The organism is Lactobacillus sp. UMNPBX1, from assembly GCF_002554085.1.
GTDB classification, from domain to species: Bacteria; Bacillota; Bacilli; order Lactobacillales; family Lactobacillaceae; genus Lactobacillus; species Lactobacillus crispatus.
In genome coordinates this window covers 40,197-61,691 of sequence record NZ_PCZI01000004.1, presented here as the reverse complement: position 1 = coordinate 61,691, position 21,495 = coordinate 40,197, and the positions used below count along the sequence as shown (strand labels likewise).

Genomic DNA, 21,495 nt, shown 5'->3' with positions numbered 1-21,495 from the left:
AATATTAATTTCTAAGATCTTCATAAAGATCATTAATTGGCTTAGTGTAAGCTTTTTGTACTTCACCAAGCAAATCGTACAAACCCTGTTCATTCGTAAGAAGCGAAACAATTTTATCATTCTTTTGAACTTGATCATTTAAGTCCTTGTAAGCTTGTTGATCTTCAGCTGAAAGTGGTTGACCAGCTTGTTGTGCTTGCATGATCTTATTTTGCAATTCATCCATCTTTTTGAATAAAGCTGAAGCATCCTTATCATCTTCAACAGCTTTAATTGCTTCTTGCAACTTCTTGTATTGATCAGTTTGAGTCAAATCTTCTGCTAACTTGTTAGCAGCATCGTAAATGTTAACCATCTAGTCCTCCTAAATTTTATTGGCCAAATAAGCCTTTAAGGCTATTATACCATTCATTGATTTTCTGTCCTGCAGAACCGAGTCCATCTTGAATTTTTTCACCTAATCCATTAGTCCAGTCATCATTAGAACCATTATTCTTCACAATCTGGTTAGGTGCCTTCTCCGTGAATTCAGTTTGCGCGGTGTACGGCAAAATTCCTTCCATCTCAGCCTTATATAAACGCGTAATTCCTGTTTCAGAAATGCCCTGCATGTAGTGTTGCTTGTTAGTGTGGTCAAAACCAACCCAGGTAGCAAGTACAATGTCAGGCGTATAACCGACGATCCACTGGTCCTTGGTACCAAATCCATATGAGTTAGGTACTTCAGTTGACCCAGTCTTCCCAGCTACACGGAAGCCATTTGGCTGAGCAGAGCGTCCTGTACCATTAGTGAAAACGCCGAGCATCATAGTCGTCATTTCTTTAGCAGTATTTTCAGAAATAACGCGGTGGCTGCTTGGATTATTATTTTCGGCTAAAACGTTACCCGAAGCATCAGTAATTTTGGTAATAAAGAAAGAATTATTAGGCAAATTACCCTTGTTGGCAAAAGCTGAATATGCACGTGCCATCTGAATTGGCGAAACACCTGAAGATAATCCACCTAAGGCAAGCGCTAAATTACGGTCACTCTTTGGTACCTTAATTCCAAAGTTTTCAACAGATTGCACGCCTTTACTTACACCAATCTTATCCAATAGCCAAACAGCTGGCACATTTTTACTTTGTTCTAAAGCTTCATACATTGGAATTGTATTAGAATAGCCATTGTCCACATTATGCGGTTCATAGCCATTTTTACCAAATTTCTGCAACTTGTTCGATAGTTGCGAGTCATAGTGATAGCCATTTTGTAAAGCTGGGGCATATACTGCCAACGGCTTGATTGATGACCCTGGCTGCCGCTTCATCTGCGTTGCACGATTGTAACCCCGGAAGACGTGCTTACCGCGACCACCGATGATTGCCCGAACAGCACCAGTACTTGGGTCCATTGCCACGCTAGCGCCTTGGCTTTCAGTTCCATCACTACCATTTTGTGGGAAAAGCCAGCTTTGCTCAAAAGTATCCTGCAATTTACCCTGATAATTTTGATTTAAAGTAGTATAAATTTTAAGCCCCTTATTCATGACTTGTTCTTCAGTTAAGCCATATTTAGAGATTGCCTCGTCAACTACAGCATCAAAGAAGTATGGATAGCGATAGCCGTTTTTATTTTGAAAAGTATTCCGCAAAGTTAATCCTTGCTTTTGATACATTTTAGCTTGAGCCGCTGTCAACTTATTATTATCCACCATCAAGTTTAAGATTAAATTTCGTCTTGCTAAAGCATTTGACATGTGATCAACCGGATTATAAAAACTAGGATTTCGTAAAATTCCAGCTAAAGTTGCGGCTTCACTCGGATTAAGTTCACTTGCGTTTTTGCCAAAATAGCGACGACTTGCATCTTGCACGCCCCAAACTCCGTTACCAAAGTAAGCATTATTCAAGTACATCGTTAAAATATCTTTTTTGGAGTAAACATGGTTAATTTCAATTGCAAAAAAGAGTTCTTCCAATTTTCTTGAAAAAGTCTGCTGCTGGGTCAAAAGCGAGTTCTTGGCTAACTGCTGAGTTAAGGTCGAACCACCACCAGTTACTTGACCGTGATGAATCACTAAACTTAAAGCAGCTCGCGCCATGCCTTTAATACTAAAACCTGGGTTCTTCCAAAAAGTCCGATCTTCAGTCGAAATTACGGCATTTTGAATATTAGGCGAAATCTGGTCATATTCCACAAATGATCCTTTTTGCGAGTATAAAGAACCTGCTTTTTTACCCTTGTAGTCATAGATTGTAGTTGTGGTTGAAAGCGAGGCCTTCAAATTAGCTATGTTTGATGTCTTAACTTTAATTGTATAATAGGTACAAGTTAAGAGCATCAATGTGAGCAGGATTAAAATAATCCAGCGTCCGATAAAGAAGCGACTATCAAATCGATGCCAAGCATCTTTAAAGCCACCTCTTCTTGGTTGGTCGTTATTCATTAAATATTGCTCCTTTTTAGAAACAAGAAAATTGTACCATACTATCAAAACACGTGTTTATAACTAGATTAGACTTAAGAAATTATTATGAGTTTCCATTTTACACTTTTTTACCCAGAAAATCTTGCTCCGGCATCTGTCAATGAAGTACTACGTCAACTTTTAATCCCTCGCAAGTGGCGTCATTTTTTGCGAATTGAACAAAATATTTTAGTTAACGGCAACTATCGCTATTTTAATCAAAACATTTTACCTGGTGATAAAATTGAAATTAACTTGGATCATGTTGAAAGTGATCAACAGGCTTATGCACCAAGCGGTAAGATGCCCGATGTTATCTATGAAGATGATAATCTTTTAATTATTAATAAGAAAAAAGGGCAAAAAACGCACCCTAATCTAAATGAAACTAATACTGCTCTGAACGATTGTACTACTTATCTTGGTCAGAGTCCCTATATTGTTCATCGATTAGATATGTTAACTGGTGGTTTACTTTTAATTGCTAAAAATCCTGCAGTTGTACCTATTTTAAATCGTGAATTAACCAGCAAAATTTTTCACCGCGATTATTTAGCTAAAGTTATCAATGCTGATCACTTAGCTGAAAGAGGTACGATTAATGCCCCAATTGGTCACGATCCACTTGATCAACGCAAACGCAAAATCGATCCTACTGGATTAAGAGCAGTTACTCATTATCAAGTTTTACAAAAAAATGATGACAATACTGCGATTGTCAAATTGACGCTTGAAACTGGTCGTACACACCAGATTCGCGTTCACCTTGCCTCTTTAGGAAGTCCTATTGTAGGCGATCCTTTATATAACCCTGATTTTGCCAGTGAGAGATTAGCCCTAGATGCTTACGAAATTTCATTAGTTCAACCTTACTCTTTTACTAAATTAAATGTAAAATTGCCCAAAAACAAAATTGAACTCTAAAAAAGCCTTTGACTGCAATACTGCAATCAAAGACTTTTCATCAAATTATAAATTTTACCAATTATATTCATTTGGATCCTTTTTACCTAAGCCAGTTGCATGATCAAGGAGGATCCTCTGCTCATAATGAGCTACATTTAGCTTAGTCGCCTTCACCATGTCAGGGTTAACTGATACAAAATCAATGCCACTTCTGACTAAAAATTCAGTAAATTCTGGATATTCTGATGGTGCTTGACCACAAATCGAAACCGTCTTACCATCTTGATGAGCAACCTTTATCAAGTGTCTAATCGCCCTTTTGACGGCAAGATTTCTTTCATCAAAAAGATCAGCAATCACATCATTATTCCGATCGCACCCCAGTAAAAGCATCGTTAGGTCATTTGAACCAATTGAATAACCATCAATAAATTGATTGAACTGGTCCGCCAAAATAATATTAGCTGGAATTTCAGCCATCATGTAAACCTTGAAGTCTGCGCTTCTAACTAAACCTTGTGTCCGCATGATTTCCGTCACTTTGCGCGCTTCATCCACTGTTCGGCAAAATGGAATCATCACATGTAAATTCTTTAATCCGAACTCATCGCGCACCTTTTTTACCGCTTCAAGTTCCAATTTAAAAGCATTAATATATTTTGGATCATAATATCTAGAAGCACCGCGCCAGCCTAATAGGTCTGCTGGTTCATGCGGCTCATATTTGTCGCCGCCCTTTAAGTTGCGATATTCGCCAGACTTAAAGTCTGAAAAACGTAAAACTACTGGCCGTGGTGCCATTGCCCGCGCGACTTTACCGATTCCATTAGCTAGCTCGTTAACTACCCTCTCTGGATGACCAGTTTCAATCAAATAAAGGGGATGCTGGTGAATATAAGTCGTCCATAAAAATTCTTCGCGCATTAAACCAATCCCATCAGCTGGCAAAGATGCATATTTTTCAGCAAGATCAGGATCTCCTAAGTTCATCATGACTCTGGTTGCAGTTGGTGGGAAATATTCAACTGCAGCAGGCTCAGCTGGCTTTTCATCGACTTTTTTAACCGCGTCTTTAACAACTCCAGCATAAACTACACCATTTTTAGCATCGACGGTGACAGTCTCGCCGTTTTTCAAAGTTTTCGTAGCAGCTTGTCCACGGCTAGTTGTTCCAACTAAACAAGGTATCTGCATTTCACGTGATACAATTGCAGCATGACAGGTCATTCCACCATTATTGGTAATAATTGCGGCCGCCTTTTTCATTGCTGGCACCCAATCAGGCGACGTCATTAGAGTGACCAAAACCTCGCCCTGCTTAAATTCATTGATATCTTTTGGATCATCAATAATATGTACCTTGCCTGAGACAAAACCAGGTGAAGCTGGCAAGCCTTTTAACAATACTCGGTGTTCTGTAGTTGCTTCTTGTGGTGCATCGGTTTTCTCCTGCTTTTTCTTTTGTGACCAAACAGTTTCTGGGCGTGCTTGAACTAACCACAACTTATCATTTTGATCAAGTGACCACTCCATATCCATGTAGCAGCCATAATGTTTTTCAATTTCTTTAGCATAACCAGCTAATTCAATGATTTGTGCATCAGTCAAAGCAGGCTCATTCACTTGATCTGGTGCTACCTTTTGTTCAATTGTTCCTCCCGATGGCAATCTGATCAACTCAATTGGCTTTTTAGTCACCATTTTGTGTACAATCTTCATCGTATTTTTATCAACTACATAGTTATCAGGTGTAACAGTTCCAGACACCACGTATTCGCCTAGTCCCCAAGAGGCCTCAATCATAACCTTAGTGTCATCACCAGTTGCTACATTGACCGTAAACATCACACCAGCTGCTTTAGAAAAGGCCATCATTTGAATCGCAGCTGATAAAGCAACTTTTTCTTGTGGAAAGTTTTGTTTAATTCGGTAATAAGTTGCCCGGTCGGTGAAAAGAGAAGCGTAACATTCTTGCACCTTTTTCAAAACATTCTCACGACCATGAATATTTAAATAAGTATCTTGTTCGCCAGCAAAACTAGCATCAGGCAGGTCTTCGGCAGTTGCACTAGAACGTACAGCAACGAATGGCTCATTTTGGTGCATCTTTTGGGCTAAGCTATCGTAAGCACAGCTAATTTCTAAGGCTAAATCATTTGGCATCGGCGCTTCTATAATTAATTTTCTAATTTTGGTGCAAATTCGATGCAATTGCTCAGAATCTTCTGGATCAGTTAAAGTGGCCAATAATTTATCAATTTTTTGATTTAAATCAGAATAATTCATAAAGTGGCGGTAAGCTATGGCAGTAGTCGCAAAACCATACGGAACCGGGACACTCGTTTCAGAAGTCAGCTCACCTAATGAGGATGACTTACCACCGACTAAATCAACATCATCGCGATGCAATTGATCAAACCACAAAATATAATTATCTCTATTCATGCTTGTTCTCTTTTCGTTAACGCACAACTAACATTTCATTTTTAGCTGCTTTATTTAAAACCACATCTTTAGCGGGTGCTACATAACTTAAATATTTCAAGTTATTATCAACAGCAGACATTTTTACTATCCCGCAATTATCATATTCTTTAAAAGTTGGATTTACTCGCTGCGTAAATAACCTTAAAGCCGTCCCATGTCCAACAATCAAAATTGTATCGTTGGCATGGGTTGAATCAATGATTTTAGTGATCGCTCGTTCCATTCTTTCTTCAACATGTTGATCCGGCTCCATTGCGGCATTAATACGGCTAAAGCCACGTCGCCATGGCAACATGAATTCATCTTGTCCTTCATATTCACCATGAGATTTTTCATGCAGGTCACGCAGTCGCGTATAAGACAATTGATTATCAGTTATAATTTCTAAAGTATCGCTTGCCCTTTCCTGCTTTGAGCAAAATGCGGCATCAAAACTAATTTCTTTTTGCAAAAAATATTTCCGCACCGCTGTCGCCTGCGCTTTCCCTAATTCCGTCAGAGGAGAATCACAAGTACCTTGTATTTTATGATGCACATTGAACAAAGTTTGCCCATGTCGCACCAAATATATTGTTCTCATTAACTGCTACTCTCTTTCCTTTTATGCATATTAATTGTGAACAACTGTATAATACCACAATATTTTGATAGCGCTTAAAGTTATATATTAAGTATATATAAAGCTATATACCAAATTTGTGAAATTAATATAATGATTATGCATTTATTTGTCAAAAGTAGATTTGGCATTATCTAGGGCTTGTTAAATAATGTTCATATTTGGAACGGTCTAATTTATTGAGTTGCTGGATAATTAGAAAATTGTGATGATTGCAACCAAATAGTAAATCTTTTTAATTAATTTAAAACTATTTAAAAGTTAGTGTTTTTTAATGCTATTTTCTTGCTTTTTTACAAAAAACTATATCTATTTTTCGAGTTAAGAGTATAATTTGTGGTTGTACTATTTTTCACTTATTTTTTCTACTAGAGGAGAAGAAAGTATCTATTATGGAACATACTTGGTTAATGAAGTATTTTGCCGAATTCTTCGGTACGATTATTTTAGTTGTTTTAGGTAACGGATCAGTTGCCAATTCTGTACTACGTGATACCGGTGGTAATAGCCGTGACGGTCAAGCCAATGGTGGGTGGCTCTTGATCGCCTTCGGTTTTGGGTTTGGAGTAATGCTCCCAGCCATGCTCTTTGGTTCAATTTCAGGGAACCACTTAAACCCTGCTGTTACCTTAGCTCAGGCTTGCGCCGGTGCATTCCCTTGGGATCAAGTTCTACCATATATCTTGGTTCAAATGCTTGGTGCAATCGTAGGTCAACTTATATTAGTGGCTGTTTACTGGCCATACATTAAGAGAACTACTAGTGATGACGCTGTTTTTGCCAGCTTTGCGACTGGTGATACTGCCAACAGTAAGTTAAACGGTTTTATCACTGAATTTGTTGGTACAGCAATTCTTTTGTTTGTAGCCGTTGGTTTATACCGTGGCATGTTCTTCAAGCAATCAGAAGATATTGCCAACATAGGTGTTGGTTTCTTAATCACCGCATTGGTTATGGCTGTTGGTGGTCCTACAGGTCCTGCATTAAACCCTGCAAGAGACTTAGGTCCACGAATTGTCTATGCACTTTGCCCATTGCCTCATAAGGGTTCTGCTCACTGGGACTACGGTTGGGTACCAGTAGTTGCTCCAATTGCTGGTGGTATCTGCGGTGCATTGTTATACAAGATTGCATTTGGATTATAGAAAAACAAAAGATCGATGATCTTCGTTAAAAAACGGTGATCATCGATCTTTTTATTTAGCTTCTTTAGTCGCTTTAGCCTGTTCTTGTTGCTACAACATATTGTCATATCTCTTAATAAATGGTAAATATACAAAGAAACTAATTACCAATACTATTGCTTGCCAAATGGCAACTTTCCAACCACCAATAATAAAACCAGAAATAACTGGTGGCGTAGTCCATGGGACCTGCATCCCGTTCAAATATGGCAAGACACCTAATTTAATTAACCAATAAGTACAGCCTGCAGAAATAGCTGGCATAATCATAAATGGTACAGCTAACATTGGGTTCATAACAACTGGCAAACCAAAGAGGACAGGTTCATTAATATTAAAGATACCAGGTACAATGGTCAATTTACCTACACTCTTTAATTGCTTGGATTTAGCAAAGAATGTCATGAATACCACTAACCCAATAGTAATTCCGGCACCAGTGACATTAATGAATTGATCAATCAATCCTGAAACAACTATATGACCGCCATGAGCAGCAGTTACATACCCATATTCCTTAAAGATATTAGCATTTTGTAGAGTATTGGCACCGAAGATTGAACCTACGATACCACCTACCAAGTTGGAACCATGAACACCAAAAATCCAAAAGAATGGAATTAAGAATGCCACTAGCATAATACCACCAAAGGTATCAGACAAACCTTGTAATGGAATCTGAATTGTATAATAAATCCATTGAGTCATTGAAGTACCCATGAACTTTGCAAAGAACATGTATACAAGTAGCCACATAACTGTTAATGCGGAAGCCGGAATCAATGCAACAAAGGAGCTTGCAACTGCAGGTGGAACTTGTTCTGGTAATTTAATAGTGATCTTTTTCTTAACAAACCAGCAGTAAATCCAACCAGTAATTAAACCTACAATAATTGCTGCAATCGTTCCTTGACCACCTAACCAAGTACGGTCAATATAATTAGCTGACAATAAAACTGGAGCTTGCTTAGCAGAAATAACAGTCTTTGTTCCCTGCATAACTGCCGTGGTTGGACTCATAATAATCAAAAAAACCAACAAATGAAGTAATACCAGCTGGAATTGGATCTATCCCATCTTTCTTTGCCCAAGTGTAAGCAATACCGATAACACTAAAAACAGAACCGATACCAAAAGTACAGTTGTATGCTTGACTCCAAAACTGAGTTAAGCCATTTTCATTCATCCAGTTGGCAACAGCTGGTAATGGAAATGAAGCTAATAACAAGAATACTGACCCAATCATAATGAATGGCAATGATAATACCATCCCATCTCTTAATGAGAGCATTGGTTTAGTATTAACAAACTTCATTACTGGGGGCAATATATATTTATTGAAGAATTTCCCCATGATAACTCCTCTCTCTTCTTAACTCTTCTTATTCCTTACACTTCTGTATTGTATGCAACCGCTTTTTTCAACTCGATAGTTATCACGGTATTAGGTAAAATTCTATTGTATTGACATGCATTTTATATCTGGAACACCTTGTTCCAAAAATAAATTATTATTCCAAAATCTTCGAACCATACCAAAACTCCCATCTTCTCTTACTTACTTGCAAATGATTTCATATAATGCAAGTAAGCAATGAATCAAAGGAGTTTTTTATGACTAGAACTTTAGATAAGAATTTTTTATGGGGTGGCGCCGTTGCTGCCCACCAACTTGAAGGCGCATATCAAGAAGGCGAAAAAGGAATCTCTATCGCCGATATTATGACCTTAGGAGATCGTGAGCATCCCCGTGAAATTACAAAGACTATCGAAAAGGACAAATACTATCCTAACCATGTCGGAATCGATTTTTATCACCACTACAAGGAAGATATTAAACTGATGGCAGAGATGGGTTTTAAAGCCTTTCGTACTTCAATTGCATGGACGCGAATTTTTCCAAATGGCGATGAAGATGCACCTAACGAAGCAGGACTTAAATTCTACGATAATCTTTTTGATGAATTGTTAAAATATGGTATCCAACCCGTCGTCACTCTTTCTCACTTCGAGATGCCATATCACTTGGTAACTGAATACGGTGGCTGGTCTAACCGCAACTTAATTGATTTCTTCACTCGCTTTGCTCATGTGTGTTTTGAAAGATATCACAACAAAGTTAAGTACTGGATGACCTTTAACGAAATTAACAACCAAGCTAATTACGAAGATATCAGCAATGTGTTAAAAAATTCTGGTCTGCTTTTCAAAAAAGGTGACGACAAAGAAAAGATGATGTATCAAGCAGCCCACTATGAATTAGTTGCTAGTGCCGAAGCCGTTCAAATCGGACACGCTATTGATCCATCATTACAAATTGGCTGTATGTTGGCCTTTTGCCCTATTTACCCTGCTTCATCTAAACCCGAAGATATTCTTTTTGCTCAGCGTGCAATGGATTCACGTCTTTACTTTGGCGATGTGCATGTTAACGGTGAATATCCAAATTGGTTAAAAGTTTACTTTGATCGAAAAGAGTATCACTTGGATATTACTAAAAAAGATTTGCAAATACTAAAGAATGGTACGGTTGATTATATTGCATTCTCCTATTACATGTCTTTCACTGCCAAATACACTGATCACATGGATTATCGTGAATATCAAGATTTAGTTTCCAACCCATATATCAAGACCAACGATTGGGATTGGGCAATTGATCCAGTTGGTTTGCGCTATGCAATGAACTGGATGACTACCCGCTGGCATAAACCATTGTTTATCGTAGAAAACGGACTTGGTGCTTACGATAAAATGACCGCTGATCATCAAATTCACGATGATTACCGTGTTCAGTACTTCCGTGACCATATTAAGCAGATGGAAAAAGCAGTCATTGATGATGGTGTTGACTTAATCGGCTATTTGCCATGGGGATGCATTGATTTGGTTAGTGCAAGTACCGGTGAAATGAAGAAACGCTATGGCTTTATCTACGTTGATGAAGATGATTATGGTAAAGGCAGCTTCAAGCGCTACCCTAAGGATTCTTTTTACTGGTATAAAAAAGTAATTGCCTCAAATGGTGCGGATTTAGATTAATGAAAAATAAAAGATCGATGATCTTCGTTAAAAAACGTTGATCATCGATCTTTTTTGATATTATTTTAAAATTCAAACAAGCGGTGGTTAATGATAATTCTAAATTCACGATCTTCTTCATCAGCTAAACAACTAGCGACTAATGGTTCATAGCCTCTCTTTTCCTCATCAAACTGATTTCTTTCGGCATCTAGATCTTTAAAGACTTCATCGGGTAACTTATCAACTGGAATTTTGGCTGCTTTTGCTAATTCATCAAAGCTAACTACTACTCCATCTTGTAAAACATCATCATCTTTGCTTTCATTGTATTTCTTTACCAAGAGCTTCATGATGGCCAAAGTTTCTGGTCTTAAGTAATTCAAGGAATCAAAATCAATTACATAATCGTCCATTGCATTTCCCATCCTTTCGTGAAAAATCATTTTTCTCACTTTCAGTATGGTGTCCTTTTTGAAAATAACCAAGCAATATGACTTTCAATTTATATTATTCCGCGCTGCAATCCCATAAAAATAGTAATAATCAGTAAATCTGCACTGCCGCCAAGACTATAATTTTTCTCTTTAAAAATCCGATTTAATTCTAACATGAATTGTTTACCAGCTTGGCTGCCGTAGCCACCCAATGCCAAATATTTCTGCGCCTGCTTATGCGCCCAATCAATTACTTCAACATTGCCAGCTCTTTTAATCAAATTAGAATCTTCAATCTCACTAGCAATCTTCATCAAGGTATCAAGCAAGCGCGTATTCAAGTCGCCACTTGTCTGTGCTAGAAATGGCAATGCGACACTTCTCACCAAAGGGTAGCCTGCCTCTGCTTCTGCTCTAACGCCGCCTTTGCCATATTGCAAAAATTGTCTTTCGCCAGCAGTCTCACTCTTCTCTCCCAAATCATGCTTAACTAAGCCCCTAGTCATCATCTGAATTACTTCAAACTCATTACCGCCATGTTTTTGACAATATGCACATGCACAGACGAATAAACCTAATGAAAAAACTGCCCCTTTATGCGTATTCACATTATTCGTAGCGGCAAGCATTGCCTTCTCTGCCTTAATCCCAGCTTGTCGCAGCAGTTCAAACATCTGTCTTAAATCTTGTCCAGTAAAGTTAAAACCAATCTCAGCGGCTTGAACAAAATATTTTTCCAAACTTAAGCTACTATCAATGAACATATAGACGTTCATATCGGGATGAGAACCCACATCAGCTGGATCAACCAAGCCAGGCTTAGGATTAGTAACTACTTCATAAAGTAATGCTTTTAATGCATTTTGAGCGATCTCTTCTATTGCCATTTGTCTCTTTCTAATTACTCAAGTATCGATTTTTTAACAAAAAGTGCCGCAAAATCTGATTAAAACGATCTGGTACCTCTGCCATGATATCATGTCCACAATTATCAACCAAAGCCATATTTACGCGATCATTTTGTGTAGTCATCCATTTTGCAAAAAGAAAATTATAATATGGACCTTGAACGGCCGCAATTACATCGATAGGTACTTGGCTATCTTTGACCACCCCACGCCAATCATGGGCAATATGCTCACACAACAAATCAAAATTATCAGATCTACTAAAAGGGTGATCTATTCTAGCATTATTCAGTTTCATCGCTACTCGATTATCTATACCGTGCAAAGTCTCATGCACAGCAGGAACCATTTTAGCTTCTCTTACATAGTTACTTAACGTATAGTTCATAAAACCATATGACCAATCCGAAGTATTCAACATAAAAGGCGTTTGGTCTACGATAACCGCCAGTTTAACTAAATCTGGTTCGGTTTTAATCAAATTAAAAAGTAAACTGCCACCCATTGAATGACCGACAAACACAGCTTGTTTTATGCCTAAACATTGTACCAATTCAATCAAATCATCAGTTAGACGTTGTAAAGTATGATCATTTTTTGTTCTTTGACTCCGACCAAAATTGCGATGATCGTATGTGATCACCTGATATCCCATTTTAGTAAAATAGTCAACCTGCATAGTCCATACTTCTTGATAACCGCCAAAGCCAGCAACAAAAATAATTGGTTTGCCATTACCTTTTATCTGGTAATTAATTTTAATTCCATCATTAGTTACAAAATCCATTTCATCCCTCTTTAATTGCCTGCCATGGATTTTCACTTAAAATTGGACCAGTGGCAGTTTTAATTAAAATCTGCTGATCACGTTCCAATGCATATTCTTCCAAAGAAAAGCCATTCTCACCATAAACTACTTGTACATCCGCGTGCGTGCCAAATTGATTTAATCTAGCTAAAAATTTTCTTGCTTCAGCTACGTTCATTTTAGGTAAATCGGGCATAATCAAGTCTAAATCACTAGTATGCTCTGGACTTTCTTTGACCATCTTTACACCAGTTGCCATTTCATAAGCAAGTGAACCACTAATTCCCCACTGATAATCAGTTAAAAGTGGTGCAATCTTAACCAGTGCTTGAAAAGCAATTAATTTTTGCCTTTCAATTGGCAAATCACACCAAGACTCATGCTTAATAAAATAATCTGGATGATACTGCTTAACTATACTAGACTTTTTTAAATAGCCAGCCAAGCGTTGATTACGCTCGTAACCGCGCAAGCCTACCGGAATTAAACCATTTTTGAATTGACCACGTCTGACCACTACGATTTTAGCCTTAGACAAAGAATCCTTTGCCCATTCAGGTAAAGGATTCTCTTCTAATATTAAGTCGTCATCATTGGTAAACGTTAATAAATCATGCGGCCAAATATTAGTTATTTTTCCCATTGATCATCAACCATTTCGCGCATCTTAATTGTAGCTTTGCGTCCACTTTCAATTGCAATTGGAGTCTCATAACGGAAGCGCAAGTCAGTTGGTTGATCCTTTGTACTTGCAATAGCTTCATCGATTAATTCATGAACTTCCTTAACTGCATCATCGTTGGCATCCCAAGATGAAACATCATGCACTAGCTTGTATAAAGCACCCAATTTTTCATAATTGAAGATATCGTAAGCCATTGCAGGAACATGTTTAGTAGCTTCTTCAAGTTCGGCAATAGTTCTTTGGGTAATTCTAGCAGCAGATGCCTTAGACATCGCTTGAATAGTGATTGACTTATCAGCTAAGGCGATCATGCGGTTAGATTGCAAACCATGAGCTAAGAAACCACCTGAAACAGCATCCCCAGGAATAAAGTCAATTACTGGGTGGCCAGCTTGACGAGCCTTAGCATAAGCAGCAGCACTAGAAGCTAATCCAATGTGAATTCCAATTAATTCTTCTTTGTAACCATAAGCCTGACTTGGTACATCTACAATCAAAATGATTGGACGCTTAACCTCTTTATCCTTGTCTTCTTCAACAATCTTATTAACGATCTTAGAAATGACAAATCCTTCTTGCAAGCCCACTTCACCATTACGTACGCGTGGGAAGCGATTATTCTTGTCTGGCACGATAGCAATATATTCTTTGCCATCAACTTCAGCTGCTAAAACTGTTGGATATTCTGACTTAGCATTTTTAATGCCAGTTAATTTTTCAAACCATAAACGACCGCGGCTCTTATCACCTGGTGTATTGCTAGATACAGCACTTGGAATTTCATGCTTTTCAGCTTTTGTTTCGTTGAAAATCTTGCGATATTCTTCAGTAGTTAATGGCTTTGAAAAATCGATCTTATCAAGCAAAGTTAAATAGAAATCAGCCTTATCAGTTCTGTGAGCATCCTTCTTTTGATCGATTGCTTCAGAAATCGCATTCTTAATAGTTTCAACATCATCTTCAACTAATTCATCAGCAATGCCAGTCTTAACTCTTTGACGAGTACCCAAAGTATTCCAAATTAAGTCCTTATCGCTAGAGTCAAATTCACGTACGCCTGCTTCTTGTTCGATAACTTCCGGTCCGTTCAAGGCAACTCTAGCCTTCTTGGTAGTAATTAGGTATGACAAAACAGCACTAGTGATTGACATACCACCAAAACTACCAACTCTACCCGGCACCAAACCAATTACAGGAACATATTTCTTCAACGCGATAACTGAATTTTGAATTTCAGAAATTGACAAAAGGCCATAATTTGCTTCTTGAAGACGTACACCACCAGTATCCAAAATAATGATTGGATAGATAGTCTTACCATTCTTATTGTCATCTAAGGCTTCTTCTAAAGCAGCAACGATCTTGGCACCGGAAACTTCACCAATACCACCACCTTGGAATTTACCTTCAATGGAAATCACGACAACATTTTTGCCATTCAAGGTACCTTTAACTAAGATAACCCCATCATCACTTTCGGGCACAATCTTCTGTGGCTCAAGGTGAGGCGAAATCATATCATATTCTGGACCAACTAATTCGCGACCAGAGTTTTCATCAACTAATGCAAATGCACGCTGACGACCATTTAATTCAACAAAACTATTTTTCATCTTTCAAAGCCTCCATTGCTTGAGTCAAACGCAAGTTAACAACACCAGGGGTTGCACCAAAATCGTGAACAATAAACTTACCGTTTAATGGATAACGAGCAAAGAAACGATCGAGCACATTTTGCCAAACTTTTTCAAAGCCATCGCTACCAGTAGTGATATCTAATGTTGTCTTTTCCCCATCTGCTGGGTAAACCAAGATTTCTAAGTCACCGGAGGCTACCACACCAACGTGGGCAAATTTCTTTACGGGTGTAGAATTTTGATATTCAAAGTGTAATTTTTCCATTATTCTTCCTCCTCAATTATGACCAAGATCTAAATTTTGCAGGTGGATTATAAAGGCCATGGGACCATTCAACAATATCATCCATAGTTTGAGCTGCAAGAAGTGAACGCTTAGCATCTTCACGGCGTACGCCTAAGTCTTCTGGCAATGCGACAATGCCCTTTTCACGCAGCTTCTTTACTTCTTCTGGATTTGAACGTAAACCAACAGGAGTTACACCAGCAATTGCTTCAATTGCGGCTTTTCTTTCTTCCATGCTGTCGGTCTTGTAAAGATATGCGATACCTTCTTCAGTGACGATATGCGTGGTATCTTCTGAATAAATCATGATTGGCACGTTAGCCAACTTAGCTTCTTTTCTAACTTCTTCAGCATCCAAGTGATCAACAAAGACTGGCTTCTTATTTGCACCAAAGGTTTCAACCATTTGAACAACCAATTTTTGACCCTTAGCCAATGGATCATCATCTGGCTTTAAGCTTTGCCAAGCTGGAGTTGAGTGACGACGACCAGTCGGGTTAGAACCCATGTTAGGTGCACCACCAAAGCCTGACAAACGACCATTAGTAACAGTTGAAGAGTTACCCCATTGGTCAATTTGCAAAGTAGAACCAACGAACATATCAAGTGCATATTGACCAGCAACCTGACCTAAAGCACGATTAGAACGCATGGTACCATCTTTACCAACAAAGAAAATGTCTGGACGAGCGGCAATATATTTTTCCATCCCGACTTCGCCACCAAATGAGTGGATTGATTGAACCCAACCACTTTCAATTGCTGGAATTAAAGTTGGAGTTGGATTCAATTCCCAATTGCGGCAGATCTTGCCCTTGAGTCCTAATTGTTCACCATATGTTGGCAATAGAAGTTCGATTGCAGAAGTGTTAAAGCCAACACCGTGATTTAAGGTTTGAACATGATGCTTAGCATAGATTCCTTTAATTGCCATCATCCCCATCAAAATTTGTAATTCGGTGATTGCTTGTGGATCACGAGTAAACAAAGGCTCCAATTGATATGGCTTATCAGCTGGAATAATGACATCGACCCAGTCGCTAGGAATATCAACACGTGGTAATTTATCAACAACTTCGTTTGCTTGCACGATCACGATTCCATCATGAAAGGCTGCGGCTTCCACAATTGTTGGGGTTTCTTCAGTGTTAAAACCAGTGTAAAGGTTACCTTCACGGTCAACTTTATCCGCGGCAACCAAGACAACGTTCGGAATCAAATCAATAAATAAACGACCAAATAATTCAAGATAAGTATGAATATCACCAACCGTCATTGTGCCGTCAGCAATCATTTGCGATACACGTGTACTTTGTGGGCCGGCAAATGAAAAGTCCATCTTTGAGGCAATACCTAAGTCAAAAATATCAAGGTGTTCTGGACGTGAAATACTAGACATAATCATGTGTAAATCATGAACACGTTCAGGATCCACTTTAGTTAAAGCTTCTGATAAAAATGATGCTTGCTTTTGATTATCCCCTTCAAGCACCACCTTGTCGCCTGGCTTAATTAAAGTATTCAACACTTCAACGACATCTTCGGTTTTAGCAAATTTACCATTAAATAATGAACTGGCGCTTGCTAAACGTGCATTTTTCGCATCTCGATGAGTATGCCAATTCTTTTCTTCTGTCATTCTTTTTTCTCCCATTTGTTAAATAAATAGTCCGCATCATCAATCGACATTGCCGATAACGTAACCATATGTAATTGATCCGTCTTTGCTTTTAGTAGTTTGGTAAAAGCTGTTCCAGGTGAAAATTCGGAGCTAACATCAGGTTGATATTCAAGAGCAACCTGCATCATCGTTTCCCAAAGTACTGGGTAAATTACGTTGTTTCCTAAATCATATTTGATATCTTTTAAGCTCCTTACTGCGTGACCATTGTAATTAGCTAAATATATGCAACTAGGTTGATGCAAATTAAGCTGAGCAATAAAAGTATTCAGCTGATCGGCTGTCTTCTGCATTAGTGGCGAATGCGATGGGTTAGGCACATGCAGCAATTTTGCTTTTGATGCACCATTTTCTTTAGCCAATGCTAGAACTTGCTTAATCGCAATGAGTTTCCCAGAAATAGTATTCTGCATTTCTGAGTTTTGATTAGAAATATAAACTGGATTGGTATCTGAATGAACTTCAGCAACTAACTTTTTTACTTCTGGACGGCTCAAGCCAACTACAACACCCATGCCGTAGCCTTCTGGATAACATTCCTGCATCAACTTAGCTCTAAGAGCTACTAACTTGAAAACATCTTCTTTATTTATGACACCAGCTGCATAAGCTGCCGCAAATATGCCTAAAGAATGTCCTGCAACTAAAGTCGGCTGCCAGCCTAACTTTTTCAATTGATCGACTTGATCAATCTGCAAAAGCAAAATACTTAGCTGAATTTGAACTGAATCTTGATAGCCCTCAGCAGTATCCAGTAGCTTGACATTGGTCCATTTTTCTACCTGCTCTTTCAGTTGAGGATCGACTTGGTCAAGCATGCCCGGATTTTGACCACCTTGACCCGGAAATAACCATAAGTTTCGCAAAATAATCACCTCTTTGGATCTCACATTTTTTAGTTTAAAACGTTTGAATGACAATTTATAATATATAAATAGAATAATACTTAACCAAATAGTTATGAATTGAGTGAGTAAAATGAATCTAACTACATTAAAATACTTTATTTCGGTAGCTTCCCTTGGATCAATCACCGAAGCTGCAAAGGAAGCCTATGTCAGTCAATCTGCCGTCAGCAAAACTATTAAACAATTAGAGGACGAAATCGGTGTGAAATTATTTGATCGTGAAGGCAGAACGATCAAGCTAAATCAACAAGGAAAATTGTTTTATTCTTATGTTTCCGACAGTTTAAATTTGCTTGATCGCGGGATTAAAGCAGTGCAAGGTTCTAAAAATATCGATCAAAGCCCTTTGAATGTCTTATTTACTGTTGCTTCGCCTTTAATTTCTAAAATAATTTTGTGCATGCAGGAAGTTTTACCCAATATCAGCTTGAATATTCATCAGAAAAATAGTTTTGCCAAAGATCTAGAACAATTTGACTTTATTATTTCTACTGCCAAGATCCCCAACTTTAATAGCATCCCCATCACCACTGAAGAATTGCTGATCGGTGCCAAAAAAGGCATTCTTCCTAACAAGGATTTCATTGAACTAAAAGATTTAGAAAAATATATCTTTGTCGGTCTTGATAAAGAAACCGAGCTGCAACAAACTATCGATCAATTTTTAATGGCTCACAAAATCAAACTAAATTATCAATATCAATCTGATGAACCAGCGACGGTGCGGCAGTTAATTGCAAGCGGAATTGGGATCGGTTTTATCCCAGCTATTAGTTGGCAGGACTTTGAAACTCAAAATATCACTAAGGCTCATATTTATCCAGAAGCTCCTCAACGCACGATTTATTTAAATTCGCCTCATCATAATTTAACTGATACCCAGCGGCTGTTTAGCAATGAAATTGCCAATGTTTTCTTGCAAGAAATAGATGCTGCAACAAAATAATTATGAATTTAAACCGTTGCTTTTTTTAAAAAATACCGTTAAATTAAACTTGAACTTCTTTTGGATCTCACAATTCAAAAGAAAAGAGAGATTTTTATGAAAAAATATCAGTTTGACAGCTCTAGTGCAGCTGATATTGGCGATTATTTGAAGGTTTTCGCCTGTACGGCTGTGATATCGCAGCCAATTATGTCGATGATCATGGGTGCCGGACAGCCCACTCATGTGCAGGACGTTTTTGGTGTTTTCTATAATTTAGTTAAATATACGGCGCCAGCCTTTATCTTTGGTATTTTGTACACTACCATTCGGACTAATGATGAAAAAGGCAGTTTCTCATATGCCAAACATATGCGAGCTAACTGGTCTAATCTGTTTGTACCAACTATTTGGTGGACATTGATTTACCTTTTTGGGATGCCATGGGTGCAACAAGTCAATCATTTTAATAGCATCGGTTCATTTTGCTGGCAATTTATTAATGGTAATGCGGCACCACACCTTTGGTACAACACGATGATGTTGCAATTCATTATCTTAATGCCACTTTTTTGGGCACTAAGCCGCTTTGTCGGTCATAACTTAACACGCGGAATTTGGGTTGCAATCATTACTTTTGTGCTATACTTCGCCTGGCTGTGGTTATATGACTACTACGTTTTCCACGGCGTGCATGAACATGATTGGTATCTGCTTGATCGCGTGTTCATTTCATTCTTTATCTATGGTGTGTACGGGATGTTAGCTTGGCAACTGCGAGGTTATTACAACCAGCTAGTCACTAAGTTATGGTGGCTGATCTCAATTTCGTTCATCGGTTGCTTCATTTGGACTAACATCGAATTACAAAAATTTGGTCATCCCATCAACTTTAACAATGCACCATACTACAAGCCATCAATGACCTTGTACTGTTTAGCAGTTATTGCACTAATCTCTGCATTTTGTTTGCACCAAGTTAGAAAAAATTCACGGGCTAGTTTAAACGTCTTTCACTTTTTAGCTACTTATGCTTATCGAGCATACTTATCCAATGGCTTTTGGAATCAACTAGTCTGGCGCGGACTTAACATGCAATATCACGCAATCTATCATCCAATCTTGACTTTGTTTGGCACCTGGATTTTAACGTGGATCCTGTCTTTCACTTCCGCATATTGCTTGCATGTCTGGTGGATGAAAGCAAAAAGTTTAATTTTAAGATAAAAAAGAAGTTACTCACGCGGAGTAACCTCTTTTGCTTTATTCTTCAATTCCATATAATTCTGCAGCTTCCAGCAAAAAATCTTTCATGAATGGTAATGAAAATGTGACCTTACCATATCCTGCATCTACGATTACTTGACTGTCCATCAATCTTTGGCGATATTGAGAAATATAATTGGAACTCTTTTTCATTTGTTCACGAATATAACTTATTTCCACAATATTCTTAGGGCAATTAGCCATAATAAATAAGAATTTCCTATCTGTTGGCGACAATTCAGATAGTATCTTAGTATAAGCATTACGAAAAAGATCATTTTTAAATAATGGGATAGATTTCTCCACACTTTCTTCCGTAACCTTATTATCAGAATTTTGCCAGACATAATATCCCAGATCTTGAAATGCATAAGCATATCCCTTAGTCAGTTTGGTTATTTTCATTAGAGTATTATTATCGATTTCTTTGTTTCCTCTCTCAAAGGCTTTTTGATAGCGATATTTAATGTCAAAAAGATCAAGAGGACCTAATGGCACGCGCCCACTTCTCAGAAGAAAAGTTAAGACATCATTATTTTGCAGTTCAGAAACATTTTTAGGTACCCCCGTCATCATAATATTAATAGGGTACTCCTTTAGCACCATTATCTGATAAATAGAAGCCAAATTAACAATTTCAGGAGTTTCTTTAACTTCATCTATTGCAATCAATAGAGATTGATCATGCTTTTTTAATACTTTTAACATTTCTTCTAATAAAACTTGATAAGTAGACTGAGGATTAGAAACATGCACTTCAAGTTCAAAACCAAATGCTGAGAACTTCACCCCATCAATCCTATCTAGTGCTTTTTTAATTGTATTATTAGCTTCCTGATAAATACTCTGAATTAAGGTGGCAAGCAAATCATTAGTCATAGCTAAATAGATAACGAGCCAATTACTCTTCTGTTCTAATGTGGAGGTTATATCAGCTAACAAAGAAGTTTTTCCTACGCCACGCATCCCATAAATCATTGAAGTTTGATAAGGACCTGTTCCACTTTCAAGTGATTGGACTATATCTTCTACTATTTTCTGTCGCCCTAAATATATTTTTGGTACCTTACCAAAGTTAGGATCAAAAGGATTATTCATGTTAGTCATTATTTTAATCCACCTACTTTTATATCTTTTTAGTTCTTGAAATTTATTTTAGATCTCTTTAGATCTTCTGTCTATTTTTAGATCTCTTTAGATCTTATAAAATTTCTTTTAAGATAAAAAAGAAGTTACTCACACCGAGTAACTTTCTTTATTTAAATCTTGGATTTTGTATGATTTTAT

At 37.8% G+C, this 21,495-nt stretch carries 18 protein-coding genes and 1 pseudogene; 5 read left to right on the top strand and 14 right to left on the bottom strand.

Going from position 1 to position 21,495, the window contains the following annotated elements:
- Positions 1-4: 4 nt before the first annotated feature.
- A complete protein-coding gene (locus tag CP352_RS03820) occupies positions 5-355 on the bottom strand; it encodes a YlbF family regulator (protein WP_005718098.1) in 351 nt (116 codons plus the stop codon).
- A 16-nt stretch (positions 356-371) separates the two neighbouring features.
- Positions 372-2,429, bottom strand: coding sequence for a PBP1A family penicillin-binding protein (locus tag CP352_RS03815; RefSeq protein ID WP_057726724.1), 2,058 nt, complete (start codon positions 2,427-2,429; stop codon positions 372-374).
- An 87-nt stretch (positions 2,430-2,516) separates the two neighbouring features.
- On the opposite strand from CP352_RS03815, the gene CP352_RS03810 reads away from it, so the two are divergent.
- Entirely contained in the window at positions 2,517-3,374 is an 858-nt protein-coding gene (locus CP352_RS03810) for an RluA family pseudouridine synthase (RefSeq protein ID WP_005718094.1), read from the top strand.
- Positions 3,375-3,428: 54 nt separating this feature from the next.
- Here CP352_RS03810 and ppsA read toward each other — a convergent pair whose 3' ends face one another.
- Positions 3,429-5,801, bottom strand: coding sequence for a phosphoenolpyruvate synthase (gene ppsA, locus CP352_RS03805; RefSeq protein WP_089143111.1), 2,373 nt, complete (start codon positions 5,799-5,801; stop codon positions 3,429-3,431).
- A 16-nt stretch (positions 5,802-5,817) separates the two neighbouring features.
- Positions 5,818-6,423: a histidine phosphatase family protein gene (locus tag CP352_RS03800; RefSeq protein ID WP_061204939.1), complete on the bottom strand. Its 606-nt coding sequence runs from the start codon at positions 6,421-6,423 to the stop codon at positions 5,818-5,820.
- Positions 6,424-6,854: 431 nt separating this feature from the next.
- Here CP352_RS03800 and CP352_RS03795 point away from each other — a divergent pair, with 431 nt between their 5' ends.
- Entirely contained in the window at positions 6,855-7,607 is a 753-nt protein-coding gene (locus CP352_RS03795; RefSeq protein WP_089143110.1) for an MIP/aquaporin family protein, read from the top strand.
- A gap of 90 nt (positions 7,608-7,697) precedes the next feature.
- Here CP352_RS03795 and CP352_RS03790 read toward each other — a convergent pair.
- Positions 7,698-9,000 (bottom strand): annotated as a pseudogene (locus CP352_RS03790) (PTS sugar transporter subunit IIC).
- Between the two features lie 260 nt (positions 9,001-9,260).
- Here CP352_RS03790 and CP352_RS03785 point away from each other — a divergent pair.
- Entirely contained in the window at positions 9,261-10,688 is a 1,428-nt protein-coding gene (locus CP352_RS03785) for a 6-phospho-beta-glucosidase (RefSeq protein ID WP_098034868.1), read from the top strand.
- Between the two features lie 65 nt (positions 10,689-10,753).
- Here CP352_RS03785 and CP352_RS03780 read toward each other — a convergent pair whose 3' ends face one another.
- The 8 genes from CP352_RS03780 to CP352_RS03745 form a co-directional block, all read right to left on the bottom strand.
- A complete protein-coding gene (locus CP352_RS03780) occupies positions 10,754-11,083 on the bottom strand; it encodes a hypothetical protein (RefSeq protein WP_013086716.1) in 330 nt (109 codons plus the stop codon).
- An 89-nt stretch (positions 11,084-11,172) separates the two neighbouring features.
- Positions 11,173-11,991 (bottom strand): triphosphoribosyl-dephospho-CoA synthase, encoded by an 819-nt coding sequence (locus CP352_RS03775; RefSeq protein WP_089143108.1) that lies wholly within the window; start codon positions 11,989-11,991, stop codon positions 11,173-11,175.
- Positions 11,992-12,001: 10 nt separating this feature from the next.
- On the bottom strand, positions 12,002-12,799 hold the full coding sequence (locus tag CP352_RS03770; RefSeq protein ID WP_089143107.1) for an alpha/beta fold hydrolase: 798 nt from the start codon (positions 12,797-12,799) through the stop codon (positions 12,002-12,004).
- A gap of 1 nt (position 12,800) precedes the next feature.
- A complete protein-coding gene (locus CP352_RS03765) occupies positions 12,801-13,463 on the bottom strand; it encodes a malonate decarboxylase holo-ACP synthase (RefSeq protein ID WP_089143106.1) in 663 nt (220 codons plus the stop codon).
- Positions 13,451-15,118: a biotin-independent malonate decarboxylase subunit beta gene (gene mdcD, locus CP352_RS03760; protein WP_089143105.1), complete on the bottom strand. Its 1,668-nt coding sequence runs from the start codon at positions 15,116-15,118 to the stop codon at positions 13,451-13,453. Before mdcD ends, CP352_RS03765 begins: the two co-directional genes overlap by 13 nt.
- A complete protein-coding gene (locus CP352_RS03755) occupies positions 15,108-15,407 on the bottom strand; it encodes a malonate decarboxylase subunit delta (protein ID WP_025005536.1) in 300 nt (99 codons plus the stop codon). The genes mdcD and CP352_RS03755 overlap by 11 nt, the downstream gene beginning before the upstream one ends.
- 16 nt (positions 15,408-15,423) lie before the next feature.
- The gene (gene mdcA, locus CP352_RS03750) at positions 15,424-17,067 is read right to left on the bottom strand and encodes a malonate decarboxylase subunit alpha (RefSeq protein ID WP_089143104.1); all 1,644 of its coding nucleotides are present in this window, start codon (positions 17,065-17,067) and stop codon (positions 15,424-15,426) included.
- On the bottom strand, positions 17,064-17,984 hold the full coding sequence (locus CP352_RS03745; RefSeq protein ID WP_306426703.1) for an acyltransferase domain-containing protein: 921 nt from the start codon (positions 17,982-17,984) through the stop codon (positions 17,064-17,066). The genes mdcA and CP352_RS03745 overlap by 4 nt, the downstream gene beginning before the upstream one ends.
- Positions 17,985-18,087: 103 nt before the next feature.
- Here CP352_RS03745 and CP352_RS03740 point away from each other — a divergent pair, with 103 nt between their 5' ends.
- Together CP352_RS03740 and CP352_RS03735 are read left to right on the top strand one after the other, a co-directional pair.
- Entirely contained in the window at positions 18,088-18,963 is an 876-nt protein-coding gene (locus CP352_RS03740; protein ID WP_089143102.1) for a LysR family transcriptional regulator, read from the top strand.
- Between the two features lie 96 nt (positions 18,964-19,059).
- Complete coding sequence (locus CP352_RS03735; RefSeq protein WP_089143101.1) at positions 19,060-20,169, top strand: acyltransferase; 1,110 nt, start codon at positions 19,060-19,062, stop codon at positions 20,167-20,169.
- Positions 20,170-20,205: 36 nt separating this feature from the next.
- Here CP352_RS03735 and CP352_RS03730 read toward each other — a convergent pair whose 3' ends face one another.
- Complete coding sequence (locus CP352_RS03730) at positions 20,206-21,315, bottom strand: ATP-binding protein (RefSeq protein ID WP_089143100.1); 1,110 nt, start codon at positions 21,313-21,315, stop codon at positions 20,206-20,208.
- Positions 21,316-21,495 lie beyond the last annotated feature (180 nt).

Excerpts from the sequence above, each read along its gene's own strand:
- CP352_RS03820 (WP_005718098.1), bottom strand. The coding sequence starts at position 355 with ATGGTTAACATTTACGATGCTGCTAACAAGTTAGCAGAAGATTTGACT.
- CP352_RS03815 (WP_057726724.1), bottom strand. The coding sequence starts at position 2,429 with ATGAATAACGACCAACCAAGAAGAGGTGGCTTTAAAGATGCTTGGCAT.
- CP352_RS03810 (WP_005718094.1), top strand. The coding sequence starts at position 2,517 with ATGAGTTTCCATTTTACACTTTTTTACCCAGAAAATCTTGCTCCGGCA.
- ppsA (WP_089143111.1), bottom strand. The coding sequence starts at position 5,801 with ATGAATAGAGATAATTATATTTTGTGGTTTGATCAATTGCATCGCGAT.
- CP352_RS03800 (WP_061204939.1), bottom strand. The coding sequence starts at position 6,423 with ATGAGAACAATATATTTGGTGCGACATGGGCAAACTTTGTTCAATGTG.
- CP352_RS03795 (WP_089143110.1), top strand. The coding sequence starts at position 6,855 with ATGGAACATACTTGGTTAATGAAGTATTTTGCCGAATTCTTCGGTACG.
- CP352_RS03785 (WP_098034868.1), top strand. The coding sequence starts at position 9,261 with ATGACTAGAACTTTAGATAAGAATTTTTTATGGGGTGGCGCCGTTGCT.
- CP352_RS03780 (WP_013086716.1), bottom strand. The coding sequence starts at position 11,083 with ATGGACGATTATGTAATTGATTTTGATTCCTTGAATTACTTAAGACCA.
- CP352_RS03775 (WP_089143108.1), bottom strand. The coding sequence starts at position 11,991 with ATGGCAATAGAAGAGATCGCTCAAAATGCATTAAAAGCATTACTTTAT.
- CP352_RS03770 (WP_089143107.1), bottom strand. The coding sequence starts at position 12,799 with ATGGATTTTGTAACTAATGATGGAATTAAAATTAATTACCAGATAAAA.
- CP352_RS03765 (WP_089143106.1), bottom strand. The coding sequence starts at position 13,463 with ATGGGAAAAATAACTAATATTTGGCCGCATGATTTATTAACGTTTACC.
- mdcD (WP_089143105.1), bottom strand. The coding sequence starts at position 15,118 with ATGAAAAATAGTTTTGTTGAATTAAATGGTCGTCAGCGTGCATTTGCA.
- CP352_RS03755 (WP_025005536.1), bottom strand. The coding sequence starts at position 15,407 with ATGGAAAAATTACACTTTGAATATCAAAATTCTACACCCGTAAAGAAA.
- mdcA (WP_089143104.1), bottom strand. The coding sequence starts at position 17,067 with ATGACAGAAGAAAAGAATTGGCATACTCATCGAGATGCGAAAAATGCA.
- CP352_RS03740 (WP_089143102.1), top strand. The coding sequence starts at position 18,088 with ATGAATCTAACTACATTAAAATACTTTATTTCGGTAGCTTCCCTTGGA.
- CP352_RS03735 (WP_089143101.1), top strand. The coding sequence starts at position 19,060 with ATGAAAAAATATCAGTTTGACAGCTCTAGTGCAGCTGATATTGGCGAT.
- CP352_RS03730 (WP_089143100.1), bottom strand. The coding sequence starts at position 21,315 with ATGACTAACATGAATAATCCTTTTGATCCTAACTTTGGTAAGGTACCA.